The sequence below is a fragment of the Actinomadura violacea genome, assembly GCF_017573465.1.
Taxonomy (GTDB): Bacteria; Actinomycetota; Actinomycetes; order Streptosporangiales; family Streptosporangiaceae; genus Spirillospora; species Spirillospora violacea.
The window spans coordinates 340,775-357,733 of the sequence record NZ_JAGEPF010000005.1 but is presented as its reverse complement, the minus strand read 5'-3'; the positions used below and the strand labels follow the sequence as shown (position 1 = coordinate 357,733).

At 71.8% G+C, this 16,959-nt stretch carries 15 protein-coding genes; 10 read left to right on the top strand and 5 right to left on the bottom strand.

Annotation, left to right across the window (positions count from 1 at the left end; all coding sequences use genetic code 11):
* The first annotated feature begins 114 nt into the window (after positions 1 to 114).
* From J4709_RS09470 to J4709_RS09450, 5 genes are read left to right on the top strand one after another with little or no spacing between them, the layout of a single operon-like run.
* Positions 115 to 1,155 (top strand): DedA family protein, encoded by a 1,041-nt coding sequence (locus J4709_RS09470; protein ID WP_232383190.1) that lies wholly within the window; start codon positions 115 to 117, stop codon positions 1,153 to 1,155.
* A complete protein-coding gene (locus tag J4709_RS09465) occupies positions 1,139 to 2,323 on the top strand; it encodes a sensor histidine kinase (RefSeq protein WP_307801106.1) in 1,185 nt (394 codons plus the stop codon). The genes J4709_RS09470 and J4709_RS09465 overlap by 17 nt, the downstream gene beginning before the upstream one ends.
* The gene (locus J4709_RS09460; protein WP_208239172.1) at positions 2,314 to 2,958 is read left to right on the top strand and encodes a response regulator; all 645 of its coding nucleotides are present in this window, start codon (positions 2,314 to 2,316) and stop codon (positions 2,956 to 2,958) included. The genes J4709_RS09465 and J4709_RS09460 overlap by 10 nt, the downstream gene beginning before the upstream one ends.
* A 27-nt stretch (positions 2,959 to 2,985) precedes the next feature.
* Positions 2,986 to 3,504 carry a YbaK/EbsC family protein gene (locus J4709_RS09455; protein ID WP_208239170.1) on the top strand — a complete coding sequence of 173 codons (519 nt, stop codon included), beginning with the start codon at positions 2,986 to 2,988 and terminating at the stop codon, positions 3,502 to 3,504.
* 2 nt (positions 3,505 to 3,506) lie between these two features.
* The gene (locus J4709_RS09450) at positions 3,507 to 4,091 is read left to right on the top strand and encodes an HDIG domain-containing metalloprotein (RefSeq protein WP_307801105.1); all 585 of its coding nucleotides are present in this window, start codon (positions 3,507 to 3,509) and stop codon (positions 4,089 to 4,091) included.
* A 112-nt stretch (positions 4,092 to 4,203) separates the two neighbouring features.
* On the opposite strand, the gene J4709_RS09445 is transcribed toward J4709_RS09450, so the two are convergent.
* A complete protein-coding gene (locus J4709_RS09445; RefSeq protein ID WP_208239168.1) occupies positions 4,204 to 5,298 on the bottom strand; it encodes an FAD-binding protein in 1,095 nt (364 codons plus the stop codon).
* Positions 5,299 to 5,355: 57 nt separating this feature from the next.
* Positions 5,356 to 5,817, bottom strand: coding sequence for a MarR family winged helix-turn-helix transcriptional regulator (locus J4709_RS09440; RefSeq protein ID WP_208239166.1), 462 nt, complete (start codon positions 5,815 to 5,817; stop codon positions 5,356 to 5,358).
* 123 nt (positions 5,818 to 5,940) lie between these two features.
* Between J4709_RS09440 and J4709_RS09435 the strand changes: the two genes are divergently transcribed.
* The 3 genes from J4709_RS09435 (at position 5,941) to J4709_RS09425 (ending at position 8,971) form a co-directional block, all read left to right on the top strand.
* On the top strand, positions 5,941 to 6,411 hold the full coding sequence (locus J4709_RS09435; RefSeq protein WP_208239165.1) for a DoxX family protein: 471 nt from the start codon (positions 5,941 to 5,943) through the stop codon (positions 6,409 to 6,411).
* 69 nt (positions 6,412 to 6,480) lie between these two features.
* Positions 6,481 to 7,314, top strand: coding sequence for a PCRF domain-containing protein (locus J4709_RS09430; protein WP_208239164.1), 834 nt, complete (start codon positions 6,481 to 6,483; stop codon positions 7,312 to 7,314).
* Between the two features lie 196 nt (positions 7,315 to 7,510).
* Entirely contained in the window at positions 7,511 to 8,971 is a 1,461-nt protein-coding gene (locus J4709_RS09425) for an alpha,alpha-trehalose-phosphate synthase (UDP-forming) (protein WP_269757137.1), read from the top strand.
* Here the strand turns inward: J4709_RS09425 and J4709_RS09420 are convergent.
* Positions 8,952 to 9,566: an ATP-binding protein gene (locus J4709_RS09420; protein ID WP_208239162.1), complete on the bottom strand. Its 615-nt coding sequence runs from the start codon at positions 9,564 to 9,566 to the stop codon at positions 8,952 to 8,954. The two genes, J4709_RS09425 and J4709_RS09420, sit on opposite strands and share 20 nt — an antisense overlap.
* A gap of 198 nt (positions 9,567 to 9,764) precedes the next feature.
* On the opposite strand from J4709_RS09420, the gene J4709_RS09415 reads away from it, so the two are divergent.
* Together J4709_RS09415 and J4709_RS09410 are read left to right on the top strand one after the other, a co-directional pair.
* A complete protein-coding gene (locus J4709_RS09415; RefSeq protein WP_208239161.1) occupies positions 9,765 to 9,992 on the top strand; it encodes a DUF397 domain-containing protein in 228 nt (75 codons plus the stop codon).
* 57 nt (positions 9,993 to 10,049) lie between these two features.
* A complete protein-coding gene (locus J4709_RS09410) occupies positions 10,050 to 11,585 on the top strand; it encodes an acyl-CoA synthetase (protein ID WP_208239160.1) in 1,536 nt (511 codons plus the stop codon).
* Positions 11,586 to 11,712: 127 nt separating this feature from the next.
* On the opposite strand, the gene J4709_RS09405 is transcribed toward J4709_RS09410, so the two are convergent.
* Both J4709_RS09405 and J4709_RS09400 read right to left on the bottom strand, forming a co-directional pair.
* The gene (locus J4709_RS09405; RefSeq protein WP_232383189.1) at positions 11,713 to 13,263 is read right to left on the bottom strand and encodes a DHA2 family efflux MFS transporter permease subunit; all 1,551 of its coding nucleotides are present in this window, start codon (positions 13,261 to 13,263) and stop codon (positions 11,713 to 11,715) included.
* A 437-nt stretch (positions 13,264 to 13,700) separates the two neighbouring features.
* Positions 13,701 to 16,958 (bottom strand): NACHT domain-containing protein, encoded by a 3,258-nt coding sequence (locus tag J4709_RS09400; RefSeq protein ID WP_208239158.1) that lies wholly within the window; start codon positions 16,956 to 16,958, stop codon positions 13,701 to 13,703.
* Position 16,959: the final 1 nt, after the last annotated feature.

The window sequence follows — 16,959 nt, the reverse complement described above, 5'->3', positions numbered from 1 at the left end:
TGTCGCGGCGGCCGGGGGTGCGGTTTTCCACAGGGCGCGGGTGCGGTGCGCGGCCGGACGGCCCGGCGGTGCGCTCCATGGTGGCCGCCGCGCCCGGTTCCTAGCGTCGAAGGCATGATCGAGACGACGTACGCGATGGCGTCCGCGGCGGCCGGGGACGCGCCGTCCGGAGGCGTCACCGGATGGGCCACGCACCTGATGGAGCAGCTCGGCGCCCCCGGCGCCGGGGCGGCCATCGCACTGGAGAACCTGTTCCCGCCGCTGCCGAGCGAGGTGATCCTCCCGCTCGCCGGGTTCACCGCCGCGCAGGGCCGGATGAGCCTCGCCGCCGCCCTCGTCTGGACGACGCTGGGCTCGGTCGCCGGCGCGCTGGCGCTCTACGGCATCGGCGCGCTGATCGGCCGCGACCGGATCCGCGCGCTCGTCGCGTGGCTGCCGTTGGTGAAGCTGTCCGACCTCGACCGCACGGAGGCGTGGTTCGCCCGGCACGGCGGCAAGGCGGTGTTCTTCGGCCGGATGATCCCGATCTTCCGCAGCCTGATCTCCGTCCCGGCGGGCCTGGAGCGGATGCGGATGACGACGTTCCTGCTCTACACCACCGTGGGCAGCCTGCTGTGGAACACCGTGTTCGTGCTGGCCGGGTACTGGCTCGGCGACAACTGGACGTCCGTCCAGGACTACGTCGGCGTCTACTCCAAGGCCGTGGTCGCGATCGTGGCCGTCGCGGTGCTCGCCTTCGTAGCGGTCCGCATCGTCAAGGCACGCCGCGCCCCGTCCGACGCCCCGCAGACGCCCCCGACCCCGCAACCCCACCAGCCCTACGGAAGCGCTCAGCCGTACTCAGGCGCTCAGCCTTATGGAAGCGCGCAGCCCTACGAAGGCGCTCAGCCCTACGGAAACCCCCAGTCGTATGGCAACGCCCAGTCGTACGGCAACCCGCAGCCGCAGGGAAGCGCCCGGCCGTTCACCAATGCCCAGCCTTACGAAAGCGCCCAGCCTTACGAAAGCGCCCAGCCTTACGAAAGCGCCCAGCCTTACGAAAGCGCCCAGCCGTACGGGAACGCTCAGCAGTACGGGAACGCTCGGCCGTATGAAGGTGGGCGCGCGAGCGAGCAGCGGCAGGCGCGAGAATTCGAACGTGACCGACCCTTCTGACGACGCGCGCGTACTGCGGCGCGGTGTGCGCGCGGCGGCGCGGGCCGCCGCCGGGCTGCTCCTCGGCGCGTTCACCGCCGTCATGGAGATCGTGCTGCTCGCGGCGGCGGCGCTGCTGATGGCGTACGCGCTGGCCTTCTCGCGCGGGCAGCGGGCGGTGCCGCGGGTCGTCGCGGACGGCGCGCGCCGCCTCACCGAGCTGGAGCGGCGCCGCCTGGCGCTGCTGGGGGAGACGGGCGCGGCCGAGTACGGGCCGCTGCGGGCGCTGGCCTACCTGGTGCTGCGGGTGCCGGTCGGGCTGCTCGGCGGCGTGATCATCGGGCTCATCGCCTACGGCGTCGAGATCGGCGTGGAACTCGCGGTGAGCTGGTGGATCACCGGCGACTACCTGGACGGCATCCGGCCCGCGTGGTGGATCGTCCTGTACACGGCGATCGCCGGGCTGGTGCTCCTGTTCCTGGCAGTCCAGGGGCTGGTCGGGGTGGCGGCGCTGGAGCGGGCGGTGGCGCGCCGCTGCCTCGGCCCGAGCCCGCTCGCCGAGTACGAGCGGCGGATCGCGCAGCTGTCGGTGACCCGCGCGGAGGTCGTCGACGCGGTGGACGACGAGCGCCGCCGCATCGAGCGGGACCTGCACGACGGGGTGCAGCAGCGGCTGGTCGCGCTCGGCATGCTGATCGGCCGCGCCCGCCGCGCCGGCGACCAGGAGAAGGCGTCCGACCTGCTGAGGCAGGCGCACGAGGAGTCGCAGCGCGCCCTTGCGGACCTCCGCGAGGTCACCTGGCGCGTCTACCCGGCGGCGCTGGACGGCGAGGGCCTGCAAGTCGCGCTGGAGTCGGTGGCCGAGCGGTCCGCGGTCCCCGTGGCGATCGGCTACGACGTGCCGGGGCGGCCGCCGCACGCGGTCGAGACCGCCGCGTACTTCGTGGTCTGCGAGGCCGTCACGAACGCCGCGAAGCATTCGGGCGCCCGCCGGGTACGCGTGGAGGTCGCCGGATCCGGGACAATGATCGGCGTGCGCATCGAGGACGACGGGACGGGCGGGGCCGACCCGACCGGCGGCGGGCTCGCCGGGCTGGCGCGGCGCGTCGCCGCGCTGGACGGGACGTTCGCCGTGCACAGCCCGCCCGGCGGGCCCACGGTGATCACCGCGGAGCTGCCGTGCGGGTGATGCTGGCGGAGGACTCCACGCTGCTGCGCGAGGGCCTGGTGCGGCTGCTCGCCGAGGAGGGCCACGAGGTCGCGGCGGCGGTCGGCGACGGTGGCGCGCTGCTCGCGGCGGTCGCCGAGCGGCCCCCGGACGTGGTCGTCGTGGACGTCCGGATGCCGCCGACGCACACCGACGAGGGCCTGCGCGCCGCGCTGGAGATCCGGCGCCGGTGGCCGGACGTCGGCGTGCTCGTGCTGTCACAGTACGTCGAGAAGCGCTACGCCGCCGAGCTGATCACCGCGGACACCGGCGGGGTCGGGTACCTGCTGAAGGACCGGGTCGCGCAGGTCGAGGAGTTCCTGGACGCGCTGGACCGGGTCGGCGCCGGCGGTGCCGCGTTCGATCCGGAGGTGGTACGGCGGCTGCTGGCGCACAGCACGCACGCCGACCCGCTGTCCCGGTTGACGCCGCGCGAGCGCGACGTCCTCGACCACATGGCCCAGGGCCACACGAACGCCTCGATCGCCGCGCACCTGCACATCTCGCAGAGCGCGGTGGAGAAGCACGTCAACGCGATCTTCGACAAGCTGGACCTGTCGCACGCGTCCGGCTACAGCCGCCGCGTGCTGGCGGTGCTGCGCTACCTCGGCTCCTGAGAGCCGGTGAGACGGGAGGAGAGGACCATGGTCGGCAAGCTCGACTGGGAACCGGCCGCCGGGCGGACGGACCTGCTGGCGGAACCGGTGACGGCCGCGATCGGCGGCGTCCCGGACGCTGAGGCGGCCGAGATCGATCCGGAGCTCGCGGACACTGCGGCGTTCTGCGAGCGCTACGACGTGCCCCTGGAGGTCAGCGCGAACTGCGTCGTCGTCGCGGCGAAGCGCGGCGGCGAGGTCACCTATGCGGCGTGCATGGTGCTCGCGACGGACCGCGCCGACGTGAACGGCGTCGTCCGCAAGCATCTCGGCGCCCGCAAGGTCTCGTTCGCGCCGATGGACCAGGCGACCTCGCTCACCGGCATGGAGTACGGCGGGATCACCCCGGTCGGGCTGCCGGCCGGCTGGCCGGTCCTGGTGGACGAGGCGGTCGCCGCCGCGCCCCGCGTCGTGATCGGCAGCGGCCTGCGCAAGTCCAAGATCCTCCTGCCTGGCAAGGCGCTCGCGGCGCTGCCGGGCGCCGAGGTCATCGCCCTGGCCCAGTAGCCGTGCCGTCCGACGCCCTGCGGCGCGCCCTCACCGACCCTGGACCGCGGCCGCTGCCGGACGAGGCCGCCCGCCTGCTGGAGGACCTTGACGCGCCGCCCCGCCTGGCGGCGCATCTGCGCGCCGTCCACGATGTCGCCGCCGAGCTCCTCGCCTGGGTGGCCGACCGGTATCCGGCGCTCGCCGTGGACGCCGACGCCGTGCTGTTCGGCGCGGCGACCCACGACATCGGCAAGGCGGTGCATCCGGAGGAGTTGTCGGGACCCGGTTCGCGGCACGAGGCCGCAGGGCACGCGCTGCTCCGTGAACGCGATTTCGAGGAGCGGCTGGCGCGCTTCGCCCGCACCCACGCGTCCTGGGACGCCCCCGGCATCGGCGCCGACGACCTGCTCGTCAGCCTCGCCGACAAGGTCTGGAAGGCCAAACGCGTTCCGGACCTGGAGGAATGCGTCGTGGACGTGCTGGCCGCCGCGTCCGGTGCCGAGAGGTGGGAGGTCTTCATGGGGCTCGACGACGTCTGCGACCGCCTCGCCGCTGGCGCGGACCGCCGCCTGGCCTTCCAGTCGGCCTATCCGGTGGTCGCCTGACCGTCCGGCGCGGCCGTGCGGCGGGGCCCCCGCGGCCCGCCGCGCCGCGTCGCGTTCGCGACATCGGGGGTAGACCTGCGGACCGCCGGAAACTCATCGCACGGGCCGGAAATCAGTCCGGAATCGCGCCGACCCCGTACTCGGTGCCGCCCGCGGCGCGGGCCCGGTCGAGCAGGGCGCGGTTGGCGGCGAGCATGTCCGGGACGGGCGCGCAGCCGGGTGAGGCGGTCTTCAGGACGCTGAACAGGACCGGGTCCGGGGGAGCGGCGAGCATCGGCACGTGCCCGATGCGCAGTGCTTTGACCAGGATGACGCCGCTGAGCCCGAGGTCGTGCGGCGTCATCTCCTTGAGCGTGGCTTCGATGACGTCGGCGGCACGGTCCCGGGGCAGGAACACCATCGCCCACGGGTGCGGCCGCGCCCACTCGCCGAGCGCGACCAGCTCCTCGACGTCGGGACGCATCCGGTCGGCGAACGCGAGGAAGGGCGGTTCCTCGGTCTCGGTCGTGCCCGGCGGGACCGGGCCGTCCCGGTACAGGGTGGCCTTGACCTCGTACCGCCACCCGTCCTGAGACGGCTTGGCCCGGCCAGAGACGTCGTCGGCCGCGACCCCGCACTGCGTCCGCAGCAGGTCGTCCGCGTCTCGGCACGGGATGGTGCAGGCCAGTACCCGTTCCGGGGCCGGGACGAGGCGCAGCGTCGCACCCGTGATCACGCCATGCCGCCCGAGCCCGCCCCGGACCGCGTCGAACAGCCCCGCCCGGACCCGCGGCGAGCACGTGACGACGCGCCCGCCGGTCACGACGTCGAGGGCGAGGACGTTGTCGGCCTGCGTCCCGTGCAGGTGGGAGGTGCCGCCGACGCCGCCCGCCGAGATCGTCCCGCCGACGGTGACGTCGAGGAAGTCGGTCAGGACGGGCGGGACGCGGCGGTGCGGCAGCGTCGCCGCCAGAACCTCGCGCCAGGTCGTCCCGGCCCCGGCGACCGCGTGCCCGGAGGCGACGTCCTCGACGCCGGCGATGCCGCGCATGTCGAGGCTGATGCCGCCGGTCAGCGACTGCCCGAACGTCGAGTGCCCGCATCCGCGCGGCACCGCGTCCAGGCGTCGTGCCAGCGCCTCCCGCAGCGCCTCGGCGACGTCGTCGGCGCTGCGCGGCCGCACCACGCGCGCCGGTGACCGGTCCACGGTGCCGCCGAAGTCCTGCATATGTACGAGCGTCGCAGCACCGCGGCGGCCTGGGAACCCCGCCGGGCGGCCCGGCGGTCAGCGGGTCCGGAGCCGGTCGCCGACGCGGGTGAGGGCGTCGCCGAGCAGCTCGATCTCCTCGGGGGTGAGGACGTCGATGAGGGCCTCCCGGACGACTCTGCGGTGCCCGGGGCGGACGCGGTCGAGGGCCGCGGCGCCGGCCTCGGTGAGCTCCGCCCACACCGAGCGCCGGTCGGACTCGCAGCCGGTCCGCCGGACCAGGCCCGCCTGCTCCAGGCGGCCGACCTGGTAGGTGAGCCGGCTCTTGGAGATCATCACCTCGCGCGCGAGGTCGGACATGCGCAGCCGGCCGCCGCCCGCCCGGCGCAGCCGCACCAGCACCTCGAACTCGGCGTGCGACAGCCCGCCGTCGCGCTTGAGCTGGCGTTCGATCTCGTGGTCGAGCAGGTGGCCGGCGGCCAGGAAGGCCGTCCAGGCGCGCAGCTCGGCGGGATCGAGGGCGTCCCCCGTGTCCGTCATGGCGTGATTCTAGTTGACCTGGATTCGGATTGAAGTTTCTAGATGGTCCGAATTTGAACGACCTCTGCTACGGTCGCAGTAGTTCAAGTTTTAACCATCGACGAGAGACACCGGAGGACCGGCATGCTCCCCGCCCGACGCCATCCCCTGCTGCCCGACGCCGGACTGCTGATCGGCCGGCTGGCCCTCGGCACGATCTTCATCGCGCACGGCTGGCAGAAGCTGCACGACACCGGCCACGCCGCCGTCACCGCGGAGTTCGACAAGCTCGGCATCCCGATGCCCGGCCTGTCGGCCTACTACGGCACCTGGGTGGAGCTGGCCGGCGGCGTCGCGCTGGTCCTCGGCGTGCTGCTCCCCGTCGCCGGCGTCCTGATCGCCGTGGACATGGCCGGGGCGTTCTGGTTCGTGCACCGCGACCACGGGCTGTTCTCGGAGAAGGGCGGCTACGAGTACGTCCTCATGCTCGGCGCCGCCGCGCTGCTGTTCGCCCTCGCCGGCGGCGGCCGGTTCTCGCTGGACGCCGCCCTGTGGGGACGGCTGACCCGCCGCAGCGAGAGCGGCGTCCCCGGACGGGAGCCCGCGCGCGTCTGATCCGCCCCGTATCGGCCCCTGCGCGTGAATTCACGGGCGCGGGGGCCGCTGCGTTGCCAGGATGGCGCCATGGACGCGTGGGAGGCGGTGACGGCCGAATACGCCGCTCTGGGGGCACGGCTGGCCGACCCCCGCGTCCATAGGGACTTCCGGCGCGCGCGCACGCTGCGCCGGTGCGTGGAGGCACTACGGCCGCTCAATGAGGACGCGGTGCGCCTCCGGTCCCTCCTGGACGATCTGAGCGACGCCCGGGATCTGGCCTCCGACCCAGCCTGGCGCGCCGAGGCGACCCGCATCGAACGAGAAGCCGCGTCACTGCGGACGGCCATCGCCGCCGCATACGCCGCCCGCGATCCCTTCGACCCCTACGACGTGATCGTGCTGATCGACGCGGAGGCCGGCGACCGCCGCCGCGTCGAGGCGGTCGTGGACGCGTACCGCGATGACGTGCGCGCAAGGGGCTGGCGCGTCCGCCACCTGTACAACGAGCCGCCGCCGCACTGGGCGATCCTGGAGATCGAGGCGGGGGAGGAGGGGGCCGGTCCCTGGGCCGCCCTGAAGGCCGACAACGGCGCCCTGCGCGGCGCGGGCGCTGTGCGCGTCACCGTCCTGCCCGATGCGGAACCTTCGCCGGTCGATCCGCGGGACATTCGCATCGACCTTTATTGCACTCGCGAACGGGACGCGCAGACGGTCTTGCGGGTCGTTCACGAGCCGACCGGCATCGGCGCTTACGGGCGCGACCCCGAACCCGCGCGCGCTCAGGGGAACGCCATGCGCGTCGTGTGCTCCCAGCTCGCGGCGTTGGAGAGTGCCCCGGAAGGCCGCTACCAGGCGGTTCCGCAGGCGCCCGGCGGGCATCTGCGCCTGCGGGCCGCCGCCGCGCCCGCCTCGCTAATGTGATCTAGGTAACTTTTTCTGTGCGGCGTACAGGGAAGGTGACCTGCGGGTAAACAACCGTCACCAGCTTGGAAAGGGATATGGTCCGGTCCAAAACCGGCCCGTGGGCGCCCCGCCTCCCTGACATCCCGCTTTGCTGTCACCGGGTCTTTGCGTCGAACTGACACAATGTTCCCGATGACCGTTTCTGGGCATGGTGATGACCGAGAGTTCCTGGAGAGGCGGGTCGCTGGTGTCGCGCGGTAGTGAGTTCGTTGTGGTGGCCAATCGGCTTCCGGTGGACCGGATCGTCGGCGAGGACGGGGTCCCGGCATGGCGGCGCAGCCCGGGAGGGCTCGTCAGCGCCATCGCCCCGGTGATGCGGCGCAGGCACGGCACCTGGATCGGCTGGACGGGCGCGCCCGATGAGGAGCTGGAGCCGTTCGAAGAGGACGGCATGTCGCTGCACCCGATCGCCCAGTCCGCCGAGGAGGTCGCGCTCTACTACGAGGGCTTCTCCAATGCCACGCTGTGGCCGCTCTACCACGACGTCATCGCCCCGCCCGTGTACGACCGCTCCATGTGGGACGCCTACGTGCGGGTGAACCGGCGGTTCGCGGAGGCAGCGGCGAAGGTCGCCGCCAACGGCGCGGTCGTCTGGGTGCAGGACTACCAGCTCCAGCTCGTCCCGGCGATGCTGCGGGCGCTCCGCCCCGACCTGCGCATCGGCTTCTTCCTGCACATCCCGTTCCCGCCGGTCGAACTGTTCTGGCAGCTGCCGTGGCGGCGGCAGATCCTCGAGGGGCTGCTCGGCGCGGACCTGGTCGGCTTCCAGCTGCCCGGCGCGGCGGCCAACTTCGTCCGGCTGTGCCGGCGGCTGCTGGACACCCGCTACGCCAAGCAGGACGTGTTCTGGGACGACCGGGTCGTGCGGGCCCGCGCGTTCCCCATCTCGGTGGACGTCGGCGAGCTGAACGACCTGGTCGCACGGCCGGAGGTGCTGGAGCGGGCGCAGGAGATCCGCAGCGACCTCGGAGACGCGACGCTCCTGCTGGGCGTCGACCGGCTCGACTACACCAAGGGGATCACGCAGCGGCTGCAGGCGTTCGGGGAGCTGTTCGGCGACGGGCACCTCAAGCCGGGCCAGGCGGTGTTCGTGCAGATCGCGACGCCGAGCCGGGAGCGGGTCGAGCAGTACCAGCTGCTGCGCGAGGAGATCGAGCAGCAGGTCGGCCGGATCAACGGCGAGTACGGCGAGATCGGGTTTCCGGTCGTCCACTATCTGCACAGCTCGTATGACCGTTCCGAGCTGACCGCGCTCTACCTGGCGGCTGACGTGATGGTCGTCACACCGCTGCGCGACGGGATGAACCTGGTGGCCAAGGAGTACGTGGCGTGCCGCCGGGACCTGCGCGGGGCGCTGGTGCTCAGCGAGTTCGCCGGCGCCGCCGCGGAGCTGAAGCGGGGCGCCTTCCAGGTCAACCCGTACGACATCGACGGCCTGAAGGGCACGCTGCTGGCCGCCCTCGGCGCCGAGCCCGCCGAGCAGGCCCGGCGGATGCGCTCGATGCGCCGCCGCGTCATCGAGCACGACGTGGACCGCTGGGCGCAGGACTTCCTCAGCGAGCTGGAGCGCCCGGTGCGGTCGGTGCCCGCTCCGGTCAGCGCGCTGGAGGGCTGACCCGCAGGTCGAACGAGGCCCACACGGCCTTGCCGCCGGTGGACAGCCGCGCCCAGCCCCAGGCGTCGCTGACGCCGCCGACGACGAGCAGGCCCCGGCCGCCTTCGATGAAGCGGTCGGGGTCGTTCGGCAGGGCTTCGGGCGTGCGCGCCCCCGGGTCGGTAACCGTGACGACGAGGCGCCGCGGGTGTCCGACGAGGACGACCTGGATCGGGCACAGCGGCAGCGGCTGAGGGAGTCCCTCCAGGCCGTGCCGGAGCGCGTTCGTCACGAGTTCGGAGACGGCGACGACGACGTCCTCGGCGCCCTCGTCGAGGCCCCATTCGCGCAGTGTGGCCTGGGTGAACTCGCGTGCCGTGCGGGGCGCGGTGATCTCGGCGGGAAGCACCCGGCGGGCGGTGCGCGGGGTGCCGGCGTGGGCGGCGGGCCAGAGGCCGGCCAGCCCGGGCGCGGTCACCGGGGCGCTCGCGGGAGCGTTCGGGCGCGCGGGCGCCTGCGGGGCGTCCGGCCAGGGCGCGTGCACGGTGGCGTGCCGCGGTCCGCGGCCGCCGAGGGCGGCGTGGGCCGCGACGTCGTCTGCCTGGTCAACGGTCATTTCTCGAACCTCGAAGGCGTGCTGGGTCGGTACCGGCGAGCGTTCGCTATCTTGCTCCCCAAGTCGTGCAGATGCAAGACCGTCTGCATGAACGAATGCAAGAACGAATGCACGTGCATCTCGTACCATGGTGTGGGGTGGGGCGAGATCGCGGCCTTCCCGTCAGGGGAGGCTGAGACGCCTGAGGGGGCACAAACGATGGACGGCCACCAGAGGTCGGGCTGGCGGGACGGGCTGGTCTGGCAGAAGAGCCGGCGCAGCAATCCGAGCGGGAACTGCGTCGAGATGGCCGAACTCCCCAACGGGGAGATCGCCGTGCGCAACTCCAGGGATCCGGAGGGGGCCGTGCTCGTCTACACGCGCGAGGAGGTGGAGGCGTTCGTGGGCGGGGCCAAGGACGGCGACTTCGACCACATGCTGGTCTGACCGTCCAATAAACCGAACGGGATTCCATTCGCCCGTCCGGCCCGGTAACGTGCGGCCATGCACCTGGGGCAAGTAGCCGCACAGACGCCCGACAAGCCCGCCGTCATCATGGCGGGCTCCGGCCGGGTCGTCACCTTCCGGGAACTGAACGACGAGTCGAACCGGCTCGCGCGACTGCTCCACGCGGAAGGTCTCCGGCCCGGAGACCACATCGCGTTCATGCTGGAGAACCATCCGCTCTACCTGGCCGTCGCCTGGGCCGCCCAGCGGTCCGGGCTCTACTACACGGCCATCAGCTCCCGGCTCCAGCCCGACGAGCTCGCCTACATCGTGGGCAACTGCGAGGCCAAGGCCTTCATCACCAGCGCGTCGATGGAGGCCGCCGCCGAGAACCCGCCGGACGTGCCGCTGCGCCTCATGCTCGGCGGCACGGCACCGGGCTACGACTCCTACGAGGAGCGCGTCGCCGCGCACCCCGCCGAGCCGATCGAGCACGAGTGCGAGGGGCAGGACATGCTCTACTCCTCGGGCACGACCGGCCGCCCCAAGGGCGTCAAACCGCCGCTGACCCAGGCCCCGATGGGCACCGCCGGCCCGCTCTACATGCTCATCACCGGGCTGTTCGGAGCCGACGAGAACTCCGTCTACCTGTCCCCGGCGCCGCTGTACCACGCCGCGCCGCTGCGCTACTCGCTGGTCTTCCAGCGGTGCGGCGCCACCGTCGTGGTGATGGAGAAGTTCGACGCCGAGCAGGCGCTCGCCGCGATCGAGAAGTACCGCGTCACGCACAGCCAGTGGGTGCCGACCATGTTCATCCGGATGCTGAAGCTCCCGGACGAGGTCCGCGCCGAGTACGACCTGTCGAGCCTGGCGTGCGCCGTGCACGCCGCCGCGCCGTGCCCCGTCCCGGTCAAGGAGCGGATGATCGACTGGTGGGGGCCGGTCCTGCACGAGTACTACGCGGGCACCGAGGGCAACTGCTTCGTCTACACCAACTCCGAGGACTGGCTGGCGCACAAGGGCACCGTCGGCCGCCCCATCCTCGGCGAGATCCACGTGCTGGACGAGGAGGGCGCCGAGCAGCCGCCGGGCACCCCCGGCACGCTCTACTTCGGCGGCGGCCCGTCGTTCGAGTACCACGGCGACAAGGCGAAGACCGACGCGTCCCGCGACCCCTGGGGGCACGGCTGGACGACCCTCGGCGACATCGGCCACGTCGACGGGGACGGCTTCCTCTACCTCACCGACCGCCGCTCCTACATGATCATCAGCGGCGGGGTGAACATCTACCCGCAGGAGGCCGAGAACGTCCTGGCGGTGCACCCGAAGGTCGCCGACGTCGCGGTGTTCGGCGTGCCCGACGCCGAGATGGGCGAGGCGGTCAAGGCCGTCGTGCAGCCGGCGTCCATGGCCGACGCGGGCCCGGAGCTGGAGGCCGAGCTGATCGCCTACTGCCGCGGCCAGCTCGCCCACTACAAGTGCCCGCGCTCGGTCGACTTCCGCGCCGAGCTGCCGCGGCATCCGACCGGCAAGCTCTACAAGCGGCTGCTGCGGGACGAGTACTGGAAGGACCAGAGCCCCGCGTCCGCCTGACCGCGTCGTCCGCCTGACCGCGTCGTCGCAGAACCGTCCGGACGGGCCTGAGAGGCCCGCGGACGGCGAAGGCCCCGGCCGGGGAACTCGTTCCCGGACCGGGGCCCTGTCGGGCGCCAGCGGCGTCCTAGTGCATCGCGATCGGCACTTCGGCCTTCTCCGCGGCGGTGGTGTCCGGCCGCTTGCGCGGCAGGAGCAGCGCCGGGATGAAGGCCAGCACCAGCAGCCCCACCGCGTACCAGTAGGTGTGCTGGAACGCGTCCGCCATCGGGCCGGCGATCTTGTCCATGATCGCCTTCGGGACCTTCTGGCCCGGCCCCGCCTGGCTTCCGCCCCCGCCGAACGGCTTGAGGTTGGACGCCAGCTTGTTGGCCAGCAGCACCGAGATCAGCGCGGTGCCGAGCGACGTCGACACCTGCTGGATGATGTTCAGCATCGTGCTGGCCCGCGGGACCTCGTCGTGCTCCAGCGTCTGGATCGCGGCGGCCATGGTCGGCATCATCGTCATGCCCATGCCGAGGCCCATGACGAACAGGACCGAGCCGAGCGCCCAGAAGGACGTGTCGGCCTCCAGGATCGCGGCGAAGCCCGCCACCGACAGCACCACCACGACCATGCCGACGAGGACGACCCGGCCGGGGCCGATCCGGTCGGTCAGCTTGCCGCCGATCGGCATCGTGACCATCGCGCCGAGGCCCTGCGGGGCCAGCAGGAGGCCCGAGTGCAGGGCGCCCTGCCCGCGGACCGTCTGGTAGTACAGCGGCAGCAGCAGCATCGCGCCCATGAACGACGCCATGAACAGCACCATCGTGCCGGACGCGGCGAGCACCGACCGGCGCTTGAGCAGCCGCAGGTCGATCAGCGGGCTCTTGGCGTTCAGCGCCCGCACCACGAAGCCGATCACCAGGACCGCGCCGACCACCGTCGGGATCAGCCCCTCGGGCTTGGTGAAGTCCTTCAGCTCGGCGCCCTTGGCCAGGCCGTAGATCAGCGCGGCCAGGCCGGGCGACAGCAGGATGAGACCGGGGATGTCCAGCCGCTCACCGCGCTTCGGCTCGTCCCGCTTCAGGATCCGCCCCGACATGAACAGCGCGACGATGCCGATCGGCAGGTTGATGAAGAAGATCCACCGCCACGACACGTCGTCGACCAGCCAGCCGCCGAGGATCGGGCCGAGGATCGGGCCGAGCAGCATCGGGATGCCGACGACGCTCATCACCTGGCCGACCCGCTTCGGGCCCGCCGCCTGGGTCAGGATCGTCATGCCGGCGGGCATGATCATGCCGCCGCCGAGCCCCTGCAGCACCCGGAACGCGATCAGCGAGCTCGCCGACCAGGCCAGCCCGGCCAGCATCGAGCCGATCACGAACAGCCCGATCGAGATCATGTAGAGCCGCTTGGTGCCGAACCGCGCCGCGGCCCATCCGGTGATCGGGATCACCGTCGCGAGCGCGAGGGTGTATCCGGTCGCGACCCACTGGATGGTGGCCAGCGGGGCGTGGAACTCCTTGGTCAGGTCATTGATCGCGACGTTGACGACGGTGACGTCCAGGATGGACATGATCGCGCCGAGGACGACGCACATGGCCACGGCGAGCACGCCGCGGTCAAGGCCGCCTCCGGGGGCCGGGTCCTCCAGCGGGCCGTCCGCCGTCTGCGGAGACGCGGGAGCGGTCAACTCTCTTCCAATCGTCAGGGCCCGTGCACGAGGGCACGCGGGACCGTGGGGAACGTTCTCGGGGATACCGCAGCAAAATACTGCAGAGACTGACACTTTCGCGAACGAGTAAACTTCGCGGCCTTCGGGACTATTCCAGGAGGGTCCGACACTCTGACCGGGGTCTGCGCTGCTCCCCGGCCTCAAGGCTCCGACCTCGACCGCACTCGAGGTCAACAGAGTGTGACGCATGCGACATCGAGATCTCCCCTCCTGCGGAGCGGTTCGAAGCGGACGCACAGGCAGACCGGCGCACTACGAAGAACTCATCGCCCGTATCCCGAAATTTCAGGATAACTTTCCGTAACCGTCCACCCCGTGCCGAGCGCCGCCACCGCCCCCCGCGTCCCCGCCGCGCCGCCCCCACCGCCCCCCGCGTCCCCGCAGCGACGACGTCCTCAGACGACCACCAATCGGCGCCCCAACGCCTCCGCCCCCCGCACGTCCTGGCCCGCCGCGATGTAGACGGTGAGATTCCGGTTGGCCGCGAGCGGTGAGAGGTCGAGCCCCGGCGCAGCGCCGTAGAGGTAAAGGTCCGTCAGGGCAGGCAAGAGGGTGAGGGGACTTAGATCGGAGAGCCGCTCGCAATGCACAAGCCACAACGTTGTCAGCCTGGGGAGGCTTCCGAGTTGGGCGAGATCATCGATCATCGTTCCTGACAGGCGCAGCGCCCTGAGATCGGTCAGCGAGGCGATCGGGCGGAAGTCGGTCACCTGCCGGCAGAAGTTCAGATGAAGTTCTCGGAGAGGAAGGCCGGCGAGGGAGCGCAGGCTTCGCACCCAGGAGCAACCGCCCACCATGAGGCAACGCAGGCCGGGGATGGACTCGCGAATCTCCGCCAACCCCTCGGTGAGATGGGAGTCGCTGATCCCGAACGTGTCCAGGGACTGCAGTGGCGGCAGTTGCGCGAGGCTGTTCAGATGTGCGCAGCCGTGCATGGCCAGCGTGGTCAGCCGGGTCTGCCGGCGCAGCGGGGAGTAGTCGGTGATCGCTTGCGCGCGGGGGATCAAGAGTTCGGCGAGTTGGGGAAGCCCGTCCAAGAAACTGAGATCGTCGAGGCCAGGGAATCCGACCGTGAGACTCCGCAACGCAGGCAGGTCGGGTAGGAGAAGCAAATCCGCCATCGTTTCGAGCGCGTACAGGCGCAGGTAGAGCAGGGTGCGGGCGTGCGGTTGGAGGAACTCGAAGTCATCGATGCCGTCCGCGTGGAAGTAAAGGTCCGAGAGCGGCGGCACTCTGGCGAGCGCCCGCATGTGCCGCCGTGAGGCATCGACGAGCAAGAGGCCGCCGCCCGGTGGCTTTCGGGCGAGCACGCGGTCGGCGAATTCGTCGGTGTCGAAGTAGGCCCATGCCTTCGATAGCTGGGTCTGCACCTCGGGGCGCTGGTCGGAGGCGTATCTCGCGAGCGCGTCGAGCGCTTCTGGGCCGTTGATGAGCCAGGCGGTCGTGATCACTGCCTTGGCGGCGGCCTCGGTGAGGTCGTCGAGGGTCTCGGGGAGGCGGCGGAGGACGGGGTCGCCGGCGGTGGCGAGGGAGGGGGCGGAGGCTTCGTCGCGGGGCGGGATGAGGTCGTCCAGGCAGCGGTCGAGCTCTCCGCGCAGGTCGTCGGGGATGGCCGGGAGCGTTTCGAGGCAGGCGACCCCCACCAGTTTGAGCGTGCGGGCGCGACGGTTCTCCGTGCGGGCGCGCATCAGGATGCCGGTGAGGAGCTCGCGACGCAGGGGCTCATTGGCGTGACCTGCGGCCATGACGACGGTCTCGCGCCAGGTGTCACGGTGGGCGTTCTGGATGAGGAGGTCCATGTCGCCGAGGTCGGCGGCCTGCTTGGCGGCGAGGTACTCCTGGACGGTCCGGTGGACGAAGTCGATGCGTCCGGGAACGGGTTCGCGGAGGACGCCGCTGCGCTGGAGCAGATCCTCCAGTACCGCGCCGGACGAGGTGCGGACCTGCGGCATCGAGGCGAGCCGGTCGGCGACGAGGCGTTCGACCATCGTCTTGGGCAGTTCAACGCGGGAGCTGGTCGACAGCTGCCACGCGATGTCCTGGAGGATCCGGATCTTCTGGTCGCGTTCGAGGACGCTCGGGATGCCGCGTTTGGTGTCCCGTGTTTCCAGGAGCATTTCGAGGGCGGCCGTGTAGAGGCCCATGCGGTTGCGGGGGAGGGCCTCGCGGTCGAGGTTGAGCGCGCAGAGCATGGCGGCGAGAAGGGGGCTGGACACGAGGGTCCGCAGGTGGGGTGCCGCTTCGAGGCGCGCGAGGAGCCGGGCCTCGTAGGACGGCAGGCGTTCCGGCGCGCACGGGATGCCGGCGCAGTCGCGGACGGCGGTGTGCCAGTGCTGGACGAGCGTCCGCACATCCGACGGGGCGAGCTGTTCGAGGAACGCGGTCGCGAAGCCTTCGGCGCGCAGCCAGTCGGAGCCGGCGGCGGCCGGGCGCGAGGTCACGATGACGCGGATGTGGGGGAACTCGGTGACGAGCTTCTTCAGCCATTGCCGGACGGCTTGGCGCTGGCCGCTCGTCACCTCGTCGACGCCGTCCACGAGGAGCAGGGCGGGGCCGGACAGCAGCCTGCGGTGCACCCAGCCGCGCGGCATGAGCCCGGCGAAGTTGCCGGCGACGTCGTCGAGGAACTCCTCCGGGCGCGGCAGTGCGCGGCCGGCGTGGCTGCGGAGCTTGATGAGGAACGGGACGGAGCCGTTCCATTCGGCGAGCGGTCCGGTGAAGGCACCGCGCGCCGCCGTGATCGCGAGCCAGCGCAGCAGGGTGCTCTTGCCGCCGCCCGCCTCGCCGCGCAGGAGCATGAGCCGGTGGTCGCCCAGTGCCGTCTCGACGCGGACGGCCCCGGACCGGACCTCGTCGCGCCACTCCCTCACGGGCACGGCCTGCGGGGTTCTGCGCCGTTCGCGTGCGCTCTCATCGGAGACGTTCAGGCTGATGTAGGCGACGCTGAGCGCGGTCTGCGGGCGGGTGAAACGCTCGAACCGGACGCCGAAGAGTTCCAGCGTGTCGAGTGATTCGGAGATGGACGCCAGATACCGCCGGGTGAATTCGGCGTCGTCGGCTTCGCCTTCCGGTGCGGTGAGCGTGCGGGCGGGGAGCCGCGCGAGGACGGCTCCGACCTGGTCGGCGAGGCCGCTGAGCCGGGCGAGGGTCTCGGCGGACGCGCGCGGGCCGAACTCCGGCAGGTGGACGACGATCCGGGCCAGGCAGTCGCAGTATTCGTCCAGCACGACCTCGTAGAGGTGCGCGCCCGCTTCGCCGAGCTCGAACTCGGCGCGGCGGGCCGGGAGCCGTGACCGCAGCCCGCGGGCGAACTTCACCGGGTCGGCGTCGGCCGCGAAGAAGGCGTCGTCGGAGAGGTCGGCGGTGTCGAGGGTGCGGACGACCTCGAACAGCACCGCGTCGCGGTCTCCGTCGGTGAGCCCGCCGAACTCGCTGCCGGCGAACGTCAGGAGCCGCTCGGCGACCGAGTCGGCGATGCCCTCGAACTGCCGTTGCGCACGCCGCCGCTTGATCTCGTCGGGGAACCCGGTCCTGATCAGCTCGGTGAGGTCCTTGCCGGCGGCGTCGCGGGTGGAGCGCCCGGCGAGCCACCGCCCGACGGCCAGCCGCGCGACCGATGTCCCGACCCGCAGCGCGGCCACCTCGACCGACATG

Excerpts from the sequence above, each read along its gene's own strand:
- J4709_RS09420 (WP_208239162.1), bottom strand. The coding sequence starts at position 9,566 with ATGACCGTTGACCAGGCAGACGACGTCGCGGCCCACGCCGCCCTCGGC.
- J4709_RS09470 (WP_232383190.1), top strand. The coding sequence starts at position 115 with ATGATCGAGACGACGTACGCGATGGCGTCCGCGGCGGCCGGGGACGCG.
- J4709_RS09410 (WP_208239160.1), top strand. The coding sequence starts at position 10,050 with ATGCACCTGGGGCAAGTAGCCGCACAGACGCCCGACAAGCCCGCCGTC.
- J4709_RS09455 (WP_208239170.1), top strand. The coding sequence starts at position 2,986 with ATGGTCGGCAAGCTCGACTGGGAACCGGCCGCCGGGCGGACGGACCTG.
- J4709_RS09415 (WP_208239161.1), top strand. The coding sequence starts at position 9,765 with ATGGACGGCCACCAGAGGTCGGGCTGGCGGGACGGGCTGGTCTGGCAG.
- J4709_RS09430 (WP_208239164.1), top strand. The coding sequence starts at position 6,481 with ATGGACGCGTGGGAGGCGGTGACGGCCGAATACGCCGCTCTGGGGGCA.
- J4709_RS09435 (WP_208239165.1), top strand. The coding sequence starts at position 5,941 with ATGCTCCCCGCCCGACGCCATCCCCTGCTGCCCGACGCCGGACTGCTG.
- J4709_RS09400 (WP_208239158.1), bottom strand. The coding sequence starts at position 16,958 with ATGTCGGTCGAGGTGGCCGCGCTGCGGGTCGGGACATCGGTCGCGCGG.
- J4709_RS09440 (WP_208239166.1), bottom strand. The coding sequence starts at position 5,817 with ATGACGGACACGGGGGACGCCCTCGATCCCGCCGAGCTGCGCGCCTGG.
- J4709_RS09445 (WP_208239168.1), bottom strand. The coding sequence starts at position 5,298 with ATGCAGGACTTCGGCGGCACCGTGGACCGGTCACCGGCGCGCGTGGTG.
- J4709_RS09425 (WP_269757137.1), top strand. The coding sequence starts at position 7,511 with ATGACCGAGAGTTCCTGGAGAGGCGGGTCGCTGGTGTCGCGCGGTAGT.